The organism is Pseudomonas sp. P5_152 (genome assembly GCF_033989915.1).
Lineage (GTDB): Bacteria > Pseudomonadota > Gammaproteobacteria > Pseudomonadales > Pseudomonadaceae > Aquipseudomonas.
The window spans coordinates 2,510,450-2,527,520 of the sequence record NZ_JASFAH010000002.1; the positions used below are offsets into that span (position 1 = coordinate 2,510,450).

A 17,071-nucleotide genomic window follows, 5' to 3' on the forward strand; every position below is an offset into this window, starting at 1 on the left:
TCGCTGCGCGCGAAGCCGCTGCGCTAAACAGGCGAGCGGCTTCGCGGACGAGTGTCAGGCGAGCCGAAGGGGAGAAATAATCGTCCCAGCGTCCATGACTGCTACTCGTCTAGACCATCAGGCTCGCCGAACAAGTATTTTCCTGTATACCAAATCGACCGCCCAACGTTGTGAATTAGCTGCTCTCCTTGCCGTAAGGGCGAGTTATCTTCATTGACGCCCGCGAGCTTGATCGCATCTGTAACCTTCGAACCAGTAGGGTGCGCATCTCCGACTCGCATGTCATAAGCACCGGCAATTTCAGCAAACACCCGCTGGGCGCCCTCGACTCCAATACTCTGAGCCAGGATGCTTTGTAGCAATTTATTCGAGCCAAGCTTATCTTTCTCCGCGTGTGTAGAAAGCTTGCGTAGTTCGCGCACGTTGAGTCTGTCCGAGAATACTCGAATAATATCTTTGGCCAATCTGAGTAGGGTTGGTCTATCCTTACTCGCAAATCTAGATATTTGTTGTCCTGCCTCGGTGTCATCAATGTCATGGGTGAATAAGGATATATTGTATTTCTCCCGAAACCCATCTTCTAGAAGCCTCATGCTTCCAAAGAATAGTTCTTCAACCGCATGTGTAGATGCTGGTTTTGCCTTCACCTGCGATTCTAGCAACTCGCTTGAGACTTTCCCTTCTGGAGCAGTGTTATGTGCTGCCCAAACATGTTGTTCCCACGAGGCCAAACGTGCGACGTCATAAGCGTAGATAGTAATCAGGTCAGAGCTATTGATCCCAAAGTGAGTTTTATACCCTGATGTGGACTGAATAGCCCCAGTTTCGCCAGTGTACCAGGTCAACTTAAAGCCGCGATTATTCAGAAGCTCAGTGACAACGCTCGCCCGAAACCATAACCAACGACCGATGTCCTCGTTCCTAAGTGCCCGTGATGGCATTCGAGTTCCATCAGTTTCCACGATGAATTGAGGGAGGTTCTGATCAGTATCTCCACGAACGCGCTGGCTTTTTGATTGGTGGTCGACCCACTCCTCCCGCCAAAACTCACCCTCGACCCGAACACCTGCATAGCCTCCACGTTGCCCATCGGAGCTTTCATGGCCTGTGTTCGTATCATTTTCAGGCCCCATTACTGGAGCGTCTTCATCCTCATCGACGTCCGTCCTCCAAGCACGAAACATCGCCCAGCTTCCCCCGAACACGTCATTGAGATCCCTAATGATTAGCTCGAACCTGCCGTTATCTCTTTCCTCGCTTCGTGTTTGCAAATTTGAATAAGCACTATTCTGCAAAGCTGCGACATTTTCCACCCTCTGTCGATAATACGATAGGCGAAGCGACAAATTTCTAGCTGCCAAATAATCAATTAGAAACTCCCTTTTTATTTCAATAAGACGATGTTCGCCGTTCGCGTCGAAGGTTTCGCGAGCTACTACTACAAAGTTCTCTTCAGGTCTAACCCAGTTATCACCTTCTTTGATGAGACGCAGCGCAACGATGAGATCCGGATTCAAAATCCATCCGTTGCCACCTATTACGGGTTGCGGTTGCACGTAAACTAAGTTAAAGCCTATTGGCTCTTTGTCGTTATATTGATATTGATCGATTGACGCATAATATCCATCTTCGTACGCATACGGGGCGACCGTGTGCCCTATCCCTATGTCGCTCCAGCCAAGGCGCTCTTCCACAAAGACTCGATGTTCTGGCGGGAATGCAACGGAGCCACAACCAAAATACTCACTGACATGACCTATCTCTTTCAAATCTCCTTTTTTGTCTTCTACAGACGCTCTCAAAGGAACCCATGTCGCGTTAGAAAATACTCTGCGAGTTTCCTTGGCTTGGAGAATCCACTCTTCATTCATGGTTGAACTTCCGTTACTCATGATAGCGTTTGGTAATAAAGGAGTGCCCTTCGTCTTGTTTAGCATATTAGCTCGCGACTGGTTGGCACCGGTGCACAGGCTACTCAGGATGCCAGGGCTGAGGATGGAGTAGCAACGGGCCTAGGCTACGAGGGGCTAACAGCTGTATGGATCTGCTGGTGCTCAAACGGGGGAGGAACTGCGTTCAACGGTAGGCCGCTTTTGGCCGACTCCCGCTCGTGGTGTGGGTAGAGAGCGGCCAAAAACGGACTCACGATGTCTCAACCGAAGCATCCAGATCGCGCAGTCAGCGCAGATGCCCCCCCAATAGGCGATTTGAGGGCTAAGCGTCCTCTTTACCGGCCAGAAATATATTCAGAAGTTCAGGGCGACCTAACTGACAGTAGAGCATTGTCTCTAAAAAAGGGTTCTCATCTTTAATCTTGAAAAGAAGGTCTGGGGAGGGTAGTCCAGAGGCTTCGGACACCTCCTCCAGCATGGCCTCATACCATGAAGAATCAAACAAATTTATCCGGTGATTTGTATTGGCGTGAATTTTTGTATACTGATCACGTGTAATGAGGTGCTCCATATCCATAAAGTGACGTAGTACGTCGGTTGCGTAGGACATTCGGAAAAAAAGCGATATGAGTGTGCGCCAAGATATCAGGTTATAGCCTAGTTTATGTACTGCCGGCAGGAATGCGTCCAATCTGAACACAATTCTAGCAATAAATGCTGATGATTTTGCGGCGTCGACGGGAAGCATTGTTCCAATCACGCTTAAAGCTCCTGAGCGTAAGAAGCCGTTAGCCACTGAGGCATGAGACCCTCCTACAGAGAAAGTTGAACAAGCGCTCAGCATAACAATAGGCGGAACACGGGCCTTGTTGTGCAGGTCCCAGCTATCTAATCTTTCCTTTCCGATTTGAAGCCAACCGGGCTGCGCAATTCCGCCGTGATCACCATGGCAGTCAAAGATGACTATAGCTCCATCGAATTTGTTGAGAACCGCAATAACTTCAGAAATGGAAGTGACATCGACAAATTCGACGGTTGTGCCGTTTTCTAATGGGAAGCAACCGATGGCAACCTCAAGAAATCTCTTAATTTTGTCGTGGTTGGAAAACGAGCGTATTACTAGAACATTCTGCATGGCTCGTGCCGGTATTGCAGTAGGCGCCCCAAGCGAAGCGAATTGGAGAAGCATATTGCCCGGTGTCATGGGGATCTTGCTTACCTCATGGCTTATCATCAATGGTAAGTCACCCAAGTATACCCATTCTATCGGGGCATCACTACAAATCTTACAACTATCAAAATTAGCCGATATCAAATCAGCCAACTGATCACTAATATTAGATTTTATTTCGCTAGAGAGGGCCTTGAACTTCAGTTGAAGCTGGCGAAGCGATCTAGGGTCTGTTCTCTTATGGGTGAACTCTAAGTCCTTTAATTTTGCCTGATGCAAATTCACTGCATTAGGCAGTCGAATAGCAGGAATGCACTCATTGGTGGCCAATAGGCCGATTGAATAGTTTGTGGCAGCTAACTCAAACTGCCTTTCTCTGAGTATTTCACCTACATATGGTATGTCGTAAGGGCTCTCAAGATTATCCGTACCTGGCGAGATGGAAATACCAGAGTATCCAGGGTTCTTGATAAGACCGTTTTTAACAAAATCCTTTACCCAAGGAGCTTTGATCTTTCTGAAGAGCTGGTTCCAGAAATTGGAGTTTGTATTGTAATAAAGCCCCATAATTGACGGGCTATAAACAATGACCTCTCCGGTATCTTTCTCTGGAGTGGCGGCAATTACAGATTCAACTCCGACTTTTATTGCACTGTAAAAGCTGTCAAGTAGATCCGGCTTTATTGTTTCATGGCTTGTAAACTTAAGTCCTAGTGAGATATGAAGAATCTCATTAGCCAAGGTGGCACCGGACCCATAACGTGGGCAATTTGCGGAGATAGTATATTTGTTGCGAGTCTGTGTCGGTACTGCTTGCTGATCTCCAGCCCTGCGTGAGATTTTTATGAGTTCATCATGTATTGGCTTGTCAAATGCATAAATTAAATCAGGAGGAGAGATTTTGGCTAAATTTATTACGCCTGGGGCCTCGTTAGGTGCTGCTACGAGTATTGACTTTTGTTCTAGTATATCTAGTGCTGCTATCTTGTCAATAAATTCGGATGGTGTGATAATTATAATAAAGTCGCCCGTGACTAGCTTTGGTATTTCATCTATTAAGTGTGAGCCAATAGTAATTATATTTTTATGCGCCCCCCTAGTGCGGTACGAGATAAGCTCATCTTGAGGCAGAAAAATTTCGGCGGTATCTATGGGTGCAAGTGCAGCGCTTGCCAAGAGGGGAATGAAATCGTTAGAAGCCACACCTCGTTGCCATCCTTGAAAAAAAGTATTTTCATCCTTTTCGATAGGAACTACTAGAACATAAGAAATTTGAGTCACGTATCACTCCTGGACATTATCTGAGAATCCATTTCAAACCGCCGTGATATGCTTGCTCTTAGTGTCCAAGCTCTATCACTTAGGCTATCCTCAAGCCCCAATTACCGCGGCTTAGAGGCCCATCATAAGCAATATTCAGCCCACGTGCGTCGGTAGCATCAGCCATTTCTACGGGATATTAGCGAGAGGCCGCTTCTGGCCGTTCTCTGCCGGTCAGGGCCACGAAGCGTTCTGGTCAAATACAATTCAAATGACTGCTCAGGTCGAATGCAACTGGCTGGACAAGTCTGTGCAATTAAGCGACCATGCCCACCGACAGATCACCCTTTTCGATGGCGATAACCTTCTGTCGAGTGATGCCCGCCAGGGCCGCGAGGCGGGCTTGGGTCAGCCCGCGATTCAGGCGGCGTTGGCGGAGCTGCTCATACCCTCAATATTCCCCGCCCTTCGTTCCCTGCAACAGCTTTCCCAGCTATTTGCGACCGCCTGCCCATTCGTGCGTTTAGGGGTTGGTCACATCACTCAGCATTTGCTAGATTCGAGCCTTGCCTGCCTGGCGAGCCTGAGAGTTGTGGGCGTCATTCCGTGCTTGAATCAGCCGCGACTGATCCCGTTTCCGGGCGTATAAAAAAACATCAATACAGTCAATGGCATACCTAGCGGACATCGGACATGGAAGTAGTTCAGGCACATCCAGCAGTAGACTCCAGGTTGAGTCATGTGCGTGATTTCGAAGAGTGTCGCCACACCGAGAGCGGCGCTGTGTTTATTATCGCCTCGGGCAGTTCGGCCAAGGACTTCCCGATCGAAGAATTCGCTCACATCCCGATGATCACCATGAATGGTGCGATCTCGTTGTTCAGCAAGACGGCCATCCGGCCGCACTTCTACGTTTGCACCGATATGAGCTTTCCGCTCCAGCAGCCTGAGTTTTTTGCCCATGCGATGAAAATCAGCCAACGGGTTGCCTTATGGGCAGAGTATGCGCGCCGCACAAACGTGCACCCGGCGGGGAAACTGTTCACGCTCAAACGTGCCCCGAAACAAACCTGGCTCGACTATTTTTTCCGGCGCAACAAGAACCTGGTGCAAAGCCGTGCGCCCATCGGGCAACGAGCCAAGAGTATTGGCTTCAGCAAGAACCTCAGTGATGGTTTTTTTGATGCCCGCACGGTGGCCTATCTGGCATTGCAACTGGCCCACCACCTGGGCTTCAGCAAAGTGTTCCTGGTGGGGGTCGATCTGAATCAGTCCACCGGGCGTTTTTATGAAACCACAGGCTCAGTGCTCTCCCCTTGCGGCCTCGACAAACATTTCCACACGCGGATTCTTCCCTCGTTGAAGTTGATGTCGAACAAAGTCATGGGGGAAAACTTCGCCGTGTATAACCTGTCCAGCAGCTCGCGGATTCCCGACAGTGTGATTCCGAGAATCGATCTCCCGGCCCTCAGGTCCCTTCTCAAATGAGACCTTAAAGGGCGCAGTTGTCCCTCCAGCGCCGCCATGGATGTGCTGTAACATGCACGCCCACTGACCTGTGCTGTTGGAGAAGCCGTTTTGCCTGACACTCGCCCCCTCGCGCTCGATGAAATCGACCGCCAATTGATCGCCGCCTTGCAGCTCAACGCCCGCGAAAGCGTGGCCATGCTCGCCCGGCAACTGGGCATTGCGCGCACCACGGTCACGTCGCGGCTGACGCGCCTGGAAAAGGCCAAGGTGATCACCGGCTACGGCGTGCGCCTCGGCCAGCGAGTGGTCGACGGGGGCTTGCAGGCCTATGTCGGCATCACCGTGCAGCCGCGCTCCGGCAAGGAAGTACTGCGCCGCCTGAGCAGCATGGCCCAGGTCCAGCAACTCTGTGCGGTCAGCGGTGAGTTCGATTACGTCGCCTGGCTGCGCACCGAGTCGCCGGAGCAACTGGACCAGTTGCTCGACCAGATCGGCAGCGTCGATGGCGTCGAGAAAACCACCACCTCGATCATCCTCAGCAGCAAGATCGACCGCGGCCAGCCAGTCTGACCAGAATATTCGTCATATCGCATCATCACCCTGCAAAACGACGACACTTTGCGTCTTATTAACGTGCACTACGCTCCCTAGAATGGCGACAGTCTTTTCCTATACTCAGCACCTCGTGCGAGTCGCCAGCAAGGTCAGCCATGAACAACAACAATCGCCATCCTGCAGACGGTAAAAAACCGGTCACCATCTTCGGTCCTGACTTCCCTTTCGCCTTTGATGACTGGATCGAACACCCGGCCGGCCTGGGCAGCATCCCGGCGCACAACCACGGCGCGGAAGTGGCGATTGTCGGTGCCGGCATTGCCGGGCTGGTGGCGGCGTATGAGCTGATGAAGCTGGGCTTGAAACCGGTCGTCTACGAAGCCTCGAAAATGGGTGGGCGCCTGCGCTCCCAAGCCTTCGAAGGTGCCGAGGGGATCATTGCCGAACTGGGCGGCATGCGCTTCCCGGTGTCGTCCACCGCCTTCTATCACTACGTCGACAAGCTGGGGCTTGAGACCAAGCCCTTCCCCAACCCGCTGACGCCGGCCTCCGGCAGCACGGTCATCGACCTGGAAGGCCAGACCCACTACGCGCAAAAACTCGCCGACCTGCCCGCGCTATTCCAGGAAGTCGCCGACGCCTGGGCTGACGCCCTGGAGGACGGCTCGCGCTTTGGCGAGATCCAGCAAGCGATCCGCGACCGCGACGTACCGCGCCTCAAGGAGCTGTGGAACACCTTGGTGCCGCTGTGGGATGACCGCACCTTCTACGATTTCGTCGCCACCTCCAAAGCCTTCGCCAAGCTGTCGTTCCACCACCGCGAAGTGTTTGGCCAGGTCGGTTTCGGCACCGGCGGCTGGGACTCGGATTTCCCCAACTCGATGCTGGAAATCTTCCGCGTGGTGATGACCAACTGCGACGATCACCAACACCTGGTGGTCGGCGGCGTCGAACAAGTACCGCTGGGTATCTGGCGTCATGTGCCGGAACGTTGTGCGCACTGGCCAGCGGGCACCAGCCTCAGCTCGCTGCACAACGGCGCGCCACGCACCGGGGTCAAGCGCATCGCCCGCGCTGCCGATGGGCGCTTCAGCGTCACCGACAACTGGGGTGATACCCGCGAGTACGCGGCGGTGCTGACCACCTGCCAAAGCTGGTTGCTGACCACCCAGATCGAGTGCGAAGAATCGCTGTTCTCGCAAAAGATGTGGATGGCCCTGGACCGCACCCGCTACATGCAGTCGTCGAAGACCTTCGTCATGGTCGACCGGCCGTTCTGGAAAGACAAAGACCCGGAAACCGGCCGCGACCTGATGAGCATGACCCTCACCGATCGCCTGACCCGTGGCACCTACCTCTTCGACAACGGCGATGACAAGCCAGGGGTGATTTGCCTGTCGTACTCCTGGATGAGCGACGCGCTGAAAATGCTCCCGCAGCCGATCGAAAAACGGGTGAAACTGGCCCTCGATGCGCTGAAGAAGATCTACCCGAAAGTCGACATCGCTGCGCGCATCATCGGCGATCCGATTACTGTGTCCTGGGAAGCCGACCCGCACTTCCTCGGCGCGTTCAAAGGCGCCCTGCCCGGCCATTACCGCTACAACCAGCGGATGTACGCGCACTTCATGCAGCAGGAAATGCCGGCCGAGCAGCGCGGGATTTTTATCGCCGGCGATGACGTATCCTGGACCCCGGCCTGGGTCGAAGGCGCGGTGCAGACCTCGCTCAATGCGGTCTGGGGCATCATGAATCACTTCGGCGGCAGCACCCATGCCGAGAACCCGGGCCCGGGTGATGTGTTCAATGAAATCGGGCCAATCGCCCTGCCCGAGTAAGAGGAGTCCGAAATGCGCGTAGCCCTGTACCAATGCCCACCGCTGCCGCTCGACGTTGCCGCCAATCTGCATCGCCTGCAGCAGCTCGCGACAGAAGCCAAGGGCGCCGACCTGCTGGTGGTTCCGGAGATGTTCCTGACCGGCTACAACATCGGCGTCGACGCGGTCAACGTCCTGGCCCAGGTGTGCAACGGTGAGGCCGCGCAACAGATCGCCCAGATCGCCAGAACCTCGGGGGTCGCCATCCTGTATGGCTACCCCGAGCGTGCCGAGGACGGGCAGATCTACAACGCCGTGCAGTTGATCGACGCGCAGGGCGAGCGCCTGTGCAACTACCGCAAGACCCACCTGTTCGGCGACCTCGACCACTCGATGTTCAGCGCCGGCGAGGACGACTTTCCCCTGGTCGAGCTCAACGGTTGGAAGCTCGGTTTTTTGATCTGTTACGACCTGGAGTTCCCGGAGAACGCCCGGCGCCTGGCCTTGGCCGGAGCCGAGCTGATCCTGGTGCCGACGGCCAACATGATCCCCTTCGACTTCATCGCGGACGTCACCGTGCGCGCTCGTGCCTACGAGAACCAGTGCTACGTGGCCTACGCCAACTACTGCGGCAGTGAAGAGCAGATCCACTACTGCGGGCAAAGCAGCATCGCCGCACCGGATGGCAGCCGTATCGCCCAGGCTGGCCTCGATGAAGCGCTGATCGTCGGCACCCTGGATCGCCAATTGATGCTGGACTCGCGCGCCGCCAATCGCTATTTCCTCGATCGTCGGCCAGCACTCTACGACGCGCTGAACAAGCGCTGACCCAAGGTTTTCGCTAGCATGAGCACTTACCCAGTAGCGGAAGTGCTCATGCCTGCGCCGATCCACCCCCTTGTCCACCACGAAACCCTGGCCAACGGCCTGCGGCTTGCGCTGCGTCATGCGCCCGGTTTGAAACGTTGTGCCGCCGTGTTACGGGTGGCCGCCGGCAGCCACGACGCGCCTTTGGCCTGGCCTGGTCTGGCGCATTTCCTTGAGCACTTGCTGTTCCTTGGCACCGAACGATTTCCTGCCAGCGATGGGCTGATGGCCTACGTGCAACGTCAGGGCGGCCAGTTGAATGCGCAAACTGGCGAACGCCGCACAGACTTTTTCTTCGAACTGCCGCCCGAGGCTTTTGCGGCAGGACTCGAGCGCCTGGGCGATATGCTCGCCCACCCGCGACTGCATCCGGACGAGCAACTGCGTGAACGGGAAGTGCTGCAAGCCGAGTACCTCGCCTGGTCCCAGGATGCCGCAGCCCAGCAACACCAGGCCCTGTTCGACGGCCTCGCGGCGGATCACCCCTTGCGCGGTTTCCACGCCGGCAATCGTGACAGCCTGGCGGTGCAGCACCCTGAGTTCCAACAAGCGCTCAAGGACTACTATCAGCGGTTTTACCAAACCGGGCAGATGACCTTGAGCCTGGTGGGCCCGCAGCCTGTGGATCAATTGCAGCGCCTGGCGCAGCTGTTGATCAACCCGTTGCGGGTCGGCGTCCGGCAACCGCAAAGTCCGCCGCACCCTTTGATGTCCGAGGCGGTCAGCAGTTATCAACAGGCCAGCGAACAGCAACTCAACCTGCTGTTCGCCTGCGAAGGGTTGCCCGAGTCATCCGCCGAAGCCCTGGACTATCTCTGCACCTGGCTCAATTGCGCCAAGCCCGGCGGCCTGCTCGCCGAGTTGCGCCAGCGCCAGTGGGTCGACAGCCTCAAGGCAACAGCGCTGTACCACTTTGCCGGGCAAGCGCTGCTGCATCTGCAGTTCCAGCTCAGTGCCACCGCTACCGCGCAGCCTGCCTCAATCCGCAGCCTGTTCAACGACTGGCTGAGCTTCTTCGGCCAGCAGTACACCGCGCCAAAACTCGGCGAAGAATATGCCCTGCTGCAGCAACGCAAGCGCCAGTCGAGCAACGCCTTGAGCCTCGCTCGCCTCGACATCGAGCCCGTGCAACCGCTGCTGCCTGAGTCCGCGGTCGGTGCCCTCGCGACGATCCTGCAACAGCTCAATCCGGCACCTGTGGATAACCCGGCCAGCACCTGGCAACTGCCACCGCCCAATCCGTTCCTGCGCAGCGCCGAAGAGCCGCCAGCCGCCGGCCTGATTCGCGGCCAAACCAGTGCGCACCGGGGCTTGCGCACCTTCGCCCAGGACCGCACCCGCGGTCGTCGCGAGCGTTCGGCCTTGCAGTTCAACCTGGCGCTGCCAGACACCAGCGGTGAAGGGGCTGTGTGCCTGCGCTGGCGCCTGGCCTCAACGCCGCCAGCCAACCTGCAGCCGGTGCTGGCCCGCAGCCTGCAAGGCCTGATCGACGACGCCGGCCAGGCGGGCGTCGAACTGTCGTTCAGCGCAACCGGCAACCAATGGCTGCTGAAGTTGCTGGGTCGACATGAGCCGATGCCAGCGATTCTCGAGCAGGCGTTGTTGTGCCTGACCCAGCCCGCCGCCGAACACTGGCACGCCACACAAGCGCCGCCAGCGTTGATCGCCATCCGACAATTGCTCAAGGCCCTGCCTGAGGTGTGCCTGGGCCAGACGCCAGGCGCGACAGCAGACGCTGCCGGCCCTGCGGACTTGGCAGCGATCTGGGCCAACGCGCATTGGGACGGTTTGGCTGCCGGCCTGCCCGCCAGCGCACACTCCACCATTACCCGGGCCCTGAGTCGGGCTCCGGGCATCGCCGACAGTGAGCCGATGCCACCCGTCGCCATCGCCGGTCAACGGCTCTGGCACACAGTGCCCTGCCAGGGTGGCGAGCACGCGCTCTTGTTGTTCTGCCCCACACCATCGCAGGACGTGGCCGACGAAGCCGCATGGCGCCTGCTGGCCCAGCTCAGCCAAACGCCTTACTACCAGCGCCTGCGGGTCGAACTGCAATTGGGCTATGCAGTGTTCAGCGGGGTGCGGCAGATCCACGGGCAAACCGGCCTGCTGTTCGGCGTACAGTCGCCAGGTACCCCGGCAGCGCAACTGCTCGCTCACATCGAGGCGTTTATCCAGCAACTGCCAACGCAACTCGCCAACCTGGACGATGCCGCGCTGGCCGAACAGTTGCAGACGCTGGCCGGACAACTCGACAGCCATACCCTGCCCTTGCCCCAGGCCTTCGAGCTGCTCTGGCAGGGCAAACTGGCCAACCACCCGTCGGATTACCTGATGCAATTGCAACAAGCTGTACTGAATCTGCAGCGTCCCGCCCTGCTGCACGCCGCCCACTGCCTGGAGCAGGCCGCTGGCGGATGGCAATGTGTGTCCAGCGATGCCGGCCCACAGGGCTCGTGGCAAACGAGTGGGGGATCATTACCGGGGCTGTAATGGGTTTTCTTCGAGAGAAGTCTCCAATAAGCGGAAACGTTTCAGTAAGATAGCCACCTAAGCATCTGAACATCTCCGGTTGGAGATGGACTATATGTATAGGGTTCGATCATCCCATCCACTGAAGGAGCATCTTTATGACCTGGTCCAAACCTGCCTACACCGACCTGCGTATCGGCTTTGAAGTCACCATGTACTTCGCCAGCCGTTGATTTTGCCTGCGGGCGGAACACGCGGTACAACGCCTCGGCCAACCCGGGGCGTTTTCATTTTCAGCGTTGATGTGATGGAGCAGCCATGTTTGTCCAGATTCTAGGTTCCGCCGCCGGCGGTGGATTTCCGCAGTGGAACTGTAACTGCGCGAACTGCGCCGGGTTCCGTGACGGCAGTCTGCGGGCCCACGCGCGTACCCAATCGTCGATCGCGATCTCCGATGACGGCGTGAACTGGGTACTGTGCAACGCATCGCCGGACATCCGCGCGCAACTCCAGGGTTTTGCGCCGATGCAACCCGGGCGCGCCCTGCGTGATACGGGCGTGCAGGCAATCATCCTGATGGACAGCCAGATCGACCACACCACCGGCCTGTTGAGCCTGCGTGAAGGCTGCCCGCACCAGGTCTGGTGCACCGACATGGTCCACGAAGACCTGAGCAGCGGCTTCCCGCTGTTCACCATGCTCAGCCACTGGAATGGCGGCCTTGACTGGAACCGCATCGAGCTCGACCAGAGCTTCAGCATCCCGGCCTGCCCCAACCTGCGTTTCAGCCCCTTGCCGCTGCGCAGCGCCGCACCACCGTACTCGCCCCATCGCTTCGACCCACACCCGGGTGACAACATCGGCCTGATCGTCGAAGACCTGCGCACCGGTGGCAAACTGTTCTACGCCCCGGGGCTGGGCAAGGTCGACGCGCCGTTGCTGGAGATCATGGCCGGTAGCGACTGCCTGCTGGTGGATGGCACGCTGTGGGACGACGACGAAATGCAGCGCCGCGGCGTCGGCACCCGCACCGGTCGGGAAATGGGCCACCTGGCCCAGAACGGCCCGGGCGGTATGCTCGAAGTGCTGGAGCAACTGCCCAAGCAACGCAAGGTGCTGATCCACATCAACAACACCAATCCGATCCTCGATGAAGACTCGGCCGAGCGTGCCGAGCTGGTGCGGCGCAATGTTGAAGTGGCGTATGACGGCATGAGTATTGTGCTGTAGCGGATGGCCTCATCGCGAGCAAGCTCGCTCCCACATGGGATCTGTGGCGCATACAAAACCTGTGGGAGCGAGCTTGCTCGCGATGGCGTCCGAACAAGCACCAAAGCATCCACCGGATGTACACCGGAGAACCGCAATGACCGACACACCGCTGTCCCCCGCCGAGTTCGAAGCCGCGCTGCGGGCCAAGGGCGCCTACTACCACATCCATCACCCCTACCACGTGGCGATGTACGAAGGCCGGGCCAGCCGCGAACAGATCCAGGGCTGGGTCGCCAACCGCTTCTACTATCAGGTGAACATCCCCCTGAAGGACGCGGCGATCCTGGCCAATTGCCCGGACCGCGAGATCCGTCGCGAATGGATTCAGCGCCTGCTCGACCACGACGGTGCGCCCGGTGAAGACGGCGGCATCGAAGCCTGGTTGCGCCTCGGCCAGGCCGTGGGCCTGGACCCCGAGCAACTGCGTTCCCAGGAACTGGTGTTGCCGGGCGTGCGGTTTGCCGTCGACGCCTACGTCAACTTCGCCCGCCGCGCCAGTTGGCAGGAAGCCGCCAGCAGTTCGCTGACCGAACTGTTCGCCCCGCAGATCCACCAGTCGCGCCTGGACAGTTGGCCACAGCACTACCCCTGGATCGACCCGGCCGGTTACCAATACTTCCGCACGCGCCTGGGTCAGGCGCGGCGTGATGTCGAGCACGGGCTGGCGATCACCCTGCAGCACTACACCACCTATGCAGGCCAGCAGCGCATGCTGGAAATTCTCCAGTTCAAACTGGACATACTTTGGAGCATGCTCGATGCCATGAGCATGGCCTATGAACTGAACCGCCCGCCTTACCACAGCGTGACCGAGCAACGGGTCTGGCACCGAGGAATCGCCTTATGAGTTTCGACCGCAGCAGGACCCCCACCTGGCGTCCCGGTTACCGCTTCCAGTACGAGCCGGCGCAAAAAGGCCATGTGCTGCTGTACCCCGAAGGCATGATCAAGCTCAACGAAAGCGCCGCGCTGATTGGCGGCCTGATCGATGGCCAGCGTGACGTCGCCGCGATCATAACCGAGCTGGACAGCCGATTCCCCGGCGTGCCTGAGCTTGGCGAGGATATCGAGCAATTCATGGAGGTCGCCCGTGCACAGCACTGGATCGAACTCGGCTGATCCTGCGGCCCTGCCGGCCAAGCCGGAAGTCGGCCTGCCGCTGTGGCTGCTCGCCGAGCTGACCTACCGTTGCCCACTGCAGTGCCCCTACTGTTCGAACCCGCTGGACTTCGCCGCACAAGGCCAGGAACTGAGCACCGAACAGTGGCTGAAAGTGTTCCGCGAGGCGCGGGAAATGGGTGCCGCGCAACTGGGCTTCTCGGGTGGCGAACCGCTGGTGCGCCAGGACCTTGCCGAGTTGATCGGCGAGGCGCGCAAGCTGGGGTTCTACACCAACCTGATCACCTCGGGCATCGGCCTCACCGAACAGAAAATCAGCGACTTCAAAAAGGCTGGCCTGGACCATATCCAGATCAGCTTCCAGGCCAGCGATGAGCAGGTGAACAACCTGTTGGCCGGCTCGAAAAAAGCCTTCGCGCAGAAACTGGAGATGGCCCGGGCGGTGAAAGCCCATGGCTACCCGATGGTGCTGAACTTCGTCACCCATCGGCACAACATCGACAAGATCGACCGCATCATCGAGCTGTGCATCGCCCTGGAAGCCGACTTCGTCGAGCTCGCCACCTGCCAGTTCTACGGCTGGGCCCAGCTCAATCGGGTCGGCCTGCTGCCGACCCAGGAACAACTGGTGCGCGCCGAACGCATCACCAACGAATATCGCGCCAAACTGCAAGCCCAAGGGCATCCGTGCAAGCTGATCTTCGTCACCCCGGACTACTACGAAGAACGCCCGAAAGCCTGCATGAATGGCTGGGGCAGCATTTTCCTGACCGTCACCCCCGACGGCACCGCGCTGCCCTGTCACGGTGCCCGACAGATGCCGGTACAGTTTCCCAACGTGCGCGAGCACAGCATGCAGCACATCTGGTACGACTCGTTCGGCTTCAACCGCTTTCGCGGTTATGACTGGATGCCCGAGCCGTGCCGCTCGTGTGACGAAAAAGAAAAGGACTTCGGCGGTTGTCGCTGCCAAGCCTTCATGCTCACCGGCGACGCCAGCAACGCTGACCCGGTGTGCAGTAAATCCGAGCATCACGGCATGATCCTCAAGGCGCGCGAAGAAGCCGAGCACGCCACCCAGACCATCGAACAGTTGGCCTTTCGCAATGAACGAAACTCACGCCTCATCGTTAAAGGTTGAAGCCTTGAGCGCCCTCAAAGCCGTGTCCGCGGGGGTCGACTTCGCGGACCTGCAGGTGGGCGCCCAGGGCCTGTTCTGGAATGAATATCGCCCCCAGGATGGCGCCTGCCGGATCTGGCACTGGCGCGAGCAGCACGCCCATTGCCTGACTCCACCCGGTTTCAGCGTGCGCAGCCGGGTCTACGAATACGGCGGCGGTGCATTTTGCCTGGGCGATGACGCGCTGTTCTTCGTCAACGAGGCCGACCAGCAGCTTTACCGCCAAACCCTGACGGGCGCACCACCCCAGGCATTGACCTCGGGCGAGTGCCGATACGGCGACCTGCAGTGGGCCAACGGCCAGGTGTTGGCCATCGAAGAACAGGCCAACCAGCACCGCCTGGTGGCCATTACTGCCGAGGGTCAGCGCCAGTTGCTGGTGCAAGGCGCAGACTTTTACGCCGCGCCGACCTTGAGCCCCGACGCCCGACAACTGGCATGGATCGAGTGGAGCCGCCCCCATCAGCCCTGGACCGCCACGCGCCTGATGCTCGCCCAATTGAATCCCGACGGCAGCCTGGCCCCACCCCGTTGCGTAGCCGGGGCAGATGTCGAGGAGTCGCTGCAACAACCGCGCTTCGATGAAAGCGGGCGCTTGTATTGCCTGAGTGACCGACAGGGATTCTGGCAGCCGTGGGTCGACAGCGAATCAGGCTGGCAACCGCTCCCCAGTGCCGTGGCCGACCACGGTCCGGCGCCCTGGCAATTGGGGGGTTGCACCTGGCTGCCACTGGACGAGCAGCGCTACCTGGCCAGTTGGACAGTTGCCGGGTTTGGCCGCCTGGGCCTGTGCTCAGGCCAGCAGGTCGAGGACTACACCGGCGACTACAGCCGCTTTCGCAACCTGGCGCTGGATCAGCAGTTCATCTACTGCATTGCCGCCTCACCGGTCAGTCCCTCTGCCGTCATCGCCATCGACCGCCACAGCCACCAGGTGCAGGTCCTGGCCGGCGGCGTCGCGCTGTTACCCGCCGAGCAGATCAGCCAACCCCAGACCTTGCGCTACCCCAGCGGCAAGGGCGAGGCCCATGGGTTCTTCTACCCAGCCATGGGCAATGTGGAAAAGCCGCCGTTGCTGGTATTCATCCATGGCGGGCCGACCTCGGCCTGCTATCCGATGCTCGATCCACGCATCCAGTATTGGGCCCAGCGCGGCTTCGCCGTGGCCGACCTCAACTACCGCGGCAGCAGCGGCTACGGCCGAGCGTACCGGCAGGCCCTGCATCTGCGCTGGGGCGAGGTGGATGTCGAAGATGCCTGCGCGGTGGTGACGTACCTCGCCGCACAAGGTTTGATCGATGGCGAGCACGCGTTCATTCGCGGCGGCAGTGCCGGCGGCTACACCACCCTGTGTGCCCTGGCGTTTCACCAGGTGTTCCGCGCGGGTGCCAGCCTGTACGGGGTCAGCGACCCTGTCGCCCTGGGCCGTGCTACCCACAAGTTCGAGGGTGATTATCTGGATTGGCTGATCGGCGACCCCATCGCCGACGCCGAGCGCTACGCCGCTCGCACCCCGCTGCAACACGCACAGAATATCCAGGTGCCGGTGATCTTTTTTCAAGGCGAACTCGACGCCGTCGTTGTCCCGCAGCAGACCCGCGACATGCTCAAGGCCCTGCAAGACAACGGCATCGCGGCGCAGGCCCATTACTACCCAGACGAACGCCACGGCTTTCGCAAGGCCAGCAATCAGGCCCACGCACTGGAGCAGGAATGGTTGTTTTATCGCGAGGTGATGAAGCCAGCACAGGGCTGATCGCAGCGCGGTTCAACGCTGCGATCCACAGGCTTAACGCTTGGCGATGATGTACACCGCGTGAACGATGCCCGGAATATAGCCACACAAGGTCAGCAGGATATTCAGCCAGAACGCGCCGCCGAACCCCACTTGCAGGAATACGCCCAGTGGCGGCAACAGAATGGCGATGATGATGCGAATGAAATCCATAGGGCAGCTCCTGAGTAAGGTGGGCTGTAATCAGCCACACACCTAATC

14 protein-coding genes and 1 pseudogene are annotated in these 17,071 nt (G+C 58.4%); 11 read left to right on the forward strand and 4 right to left on the reverse strand.

What is annotated here, in order from left to right:
* Positions 1-101: 101 nt before the first annotated feature.
* From QMK50_RS11510 to QMK50_RS11520, 3 genes and pseudogenes are all read right to left on the reverse strand, one after another.
* The gene (locus QMK50_RS11510; protein ID WP_320333141.1) at positions 102-1,871 is read right to left on the reverse strand and encodes a hypothetical protein; all 1,770 of its coding nucleotides are present in this window, start codon (positions 1,869-1,871) and stop codon (positions 102-104) included.
* A gap of 343 nt (positions 1,872-2,214) precedes the next feature.
* The gene (locus tag QMK50_RS11515; protein WP_320333142.1) at positions 2,215-4,344 is read right to left on the reverse strand and encodes a CHAT domain-containing protein; all 2,130 of its coding nucleotides are present in this window, start codon (positions 4,342-4,344) and stop codon (positions 2,215-2,217) included.
* Positions 4,345-4,642: 298 nt separating this feature from the next.
* Positions 4,643-4,747: pseudogene (locus QMK50_RS11520) on the reverse strand (helix-turn-helix domain-containing protein); the annotation flags it as partial.
* A 269-nt stretch (positions 4,748-5,016) separates the two neighbouring features.
* On the opposite strand from QMK50_RS11520, the gene QMK50_RS11525 reads away from it, so the two are divergent.
* The 11 genes from QMK50_RS11525 (at position 5,017) to QMK50_RS11575 (ending at position 16,831) form a co-directional block, all read left to right on the forward strand.
* Positions 5,017-5,811, forward strand: a complete 795-nt coding sequence (locus QMK50_RS11525; RefSeq protein ID WP_320333143.1) for a lipopolysaccharide biosynthesis protein — start codon at positions 5,017-5,019, stop codon at positions 5,809-5,811.
* Positions 5,812-5,901: 90 nt separating this feature from the next.
* Complete coding sequence (locus tag QMK50_RS11530; protein WP_095170609.1) at positions 5,902-6,363, forward strand: Lrp/AsnC family transcriptional regulator; 462 nt, start codon at positions 5,902-5,904, stop codon at positions 6,361-6,363.
* 140 nt (positions 6,364-6,503) lie between these two features.
* The gene (locus tag QMK50_RS11535; protein ID WP_095170611.1) at positions 6,504-8,186 is read left to right on the forward strand and encodes a flavin monoamine oxidase family protein; all 1,683 of its coding nucleotides are present in this window, start codon (positions 6,504-6,506) and stop codon (positions 8,184-8,186) included.
* A gap of 12 nt (positions 8,187-8,198) precedes the next feature.
* Positions 8,199-8,993 (forward strand): carbon-nitrogen hydrolase family protein, encoded by a 795-nt coding sequence (locus QMK50_RS11540; protein WP_320333144.1) that lies wholly within the window; start codon positions 8,199-8,201, stop codon positions 8,991-8,993.
* Between the two features lie 48 nt (positions 8,994-9,041).
* Positions 9,042-11,525 (forward strand): pyrroloquinoline quinone biosynthesis protein PqqF, encoded by a 2,484-nt coding sequence (pqqF, locus tag QMK50_RS11545; RefSeq protein WP_320334513.1) that lies wholly within the window; start codon positions 9,042-9,044, stop codon positions 11,523-11,525.
* Positions 11,526-11,662: 137 nt separating this feature from the next.
* Complete coding sequence (pqqA, locus tag QMK50_RS11550) at positions 11,663-11,737, forward strand: pyrroloquinoline quinone precursor peptide PqqA (protein WP_003194766.1); 75 nt, start codon at positions 11,663-11,665, stop codon at positions 11,735-11,737.
* An 85-nt stretch (positions 11,738-11,822) separates the two neighbouring features.
* On the forward strand, positions 11,823-12,734 hold the full coding sequence (pqqB, locus tag QMK50_RS11555; protein ID WP_320333145.1) for a pyrroloquinoline quinone biosynthesis protein PqqB: 912 nt from the start codon (positions 11,823-11,825) through the stop codon (positions 12,732-12,734).
* 136 nt (positions 12,735-12,870) lie between these two features.
* A complete protein-coding gene (gene pqqC, locus QMK50_RS11560; RefSeq protein WP_095164263.1) occupies positions 12,871-13,623 on the forward strand; it encodes a pyrroloquinoline-quinone synthase PqqC in 753 nt (250 codons plus the stop codon).
* Complete coding sequence (gene pqqD, locus QMK50_RS11565; RefSeq protein ID WP_320333146.1) at positions 13,620-13,895, forward strand: pyrroloquinoline quinone biosynthesis peptide chaperone PqqD; 276 nt, start codon at positions 13,620-13,622, stop codon at positions 13,893-13,895. The genes pqqC and pqqD overlap by 4 nt, the downstream gene beginning before the upstream one ends.
* The gene (pqqE, locus tag QMK50_RS11570) at positions 13,867-15,036 is read left to right on the forward strand and encodes a pyrroloquinoline quinone biosynthesis protein PqqE (RefSeq protein WP_159998241.1); all 1,170 of its coding nucleotides are present in this window, start codon (positions 13,867-13,869) and stop codon (positions 15,034-15,036) included. The genes pqqD and pqqE overlap by 29 nt, the downstream gene beginning before the upstream one ends.
* The gene (locus QMK50_RS11575) at positions 15,002-16,831 is read left to right on the forward strand and encodes a S9 family peptidase (protein WP_320333147.1); all 1,830 of its coding nucleotides are present in this window, start codon (positions 15,002-15,004) and stop codon (positions 16,829-16,831) included. Before pqqE ends, QMK50_RS11575 begins: the two co-directional genes overlap by 35 nt.
* Before the next feature lie 33 nt (positions 16,832-16,864).
* On the opposite strand, the gene QMK50_RS11580 is transcribed toward QMK50_RS11575, so the two are convergent.
* Positions 16,865-17,023: a YqaE/Pmp3 family membrane protein gene (locus QMK50_RS11580; protein ID WP_003228885.1), complete on the reverse strand. Its 159-nt coding sequence runs from the start codon at positions 17,021-17,023 to the stop codon at positions 16,865-16,867.
* Between the last annotated feature and the right edge of the window lie 48 nt (positions 17,024-17,071).

Bases quoted from the DNA above. Each gene is read 5' to 3' on its own strand.
- QMK50_RS11535 (WP_095170611.1), top strand. From the start codon at position 6,504: ATGAACAACAACAATCGCCATCCTGCAGACGGTAAAAAACCGGTCACC.
- QMK50_RS11580 (WP_003228885.1), bottom strand. From the start codon at position 17,023: ATGGATTTCATTCGCATCATCATCGCCATTCTGTTGCCGCCACTGGGC.
- QMK50_RS11575 (WP_320333147.1), top strand. From the start codon at position 15,002: ATGAACGAAACTCACGCCTCATCGTTAAAGGTTGAAGCCTTGAGCGCC.
- pqqB (WP_320333145.1), top strand. From the start codon at position 11,823: ATGTTTGTCCAGATTCTAGGTTCCGCCGCCGGCGGTGGATTTCCGCAG.
- QMK50_RS11540 (WP_320333144.1), top strand. From the start codon at position 8,199: ATGCGCGTAGCCCTGTACCAATGCCCACCGCTGCCGCTCGACGTTGCC.
- pqqD (WP_320333146.1), top strand. From the start codon at position 13,620: ATGAGTTTCGACCGCAGCAGGACCCCCACCTGGCGTCCCGGTTACCGC.
- pqqF (WP_320334513.1), top strand. From the start codon at position 9,042: ATGCCTGCGCCGATCCACCCCCTTGTCCACCACGAAACCCTGGCCAAC.
- pqqC (WP_095164263.1), top strand. From the start codon at position 12,871: ATGACCGACACACCGCTGTCCCCCGCCGAGTTCGAAGCCGCGCTGCGG.
- QMK50_RS11510 (WP_320333141.1), bottom strand. From the start codon at position 1,871: ATGAATGAAGAGTGGATTCTCCAAGCCAAGGAAACTCGCAGAGTATTT.
- QMK50_RS11525 (WP_320333143.1), top strand. From the start codon at position 5,017: ATGGAAGTAGTTCAGGCACATCCAGCAGTAGACTCCAGGTTGAGTCAT.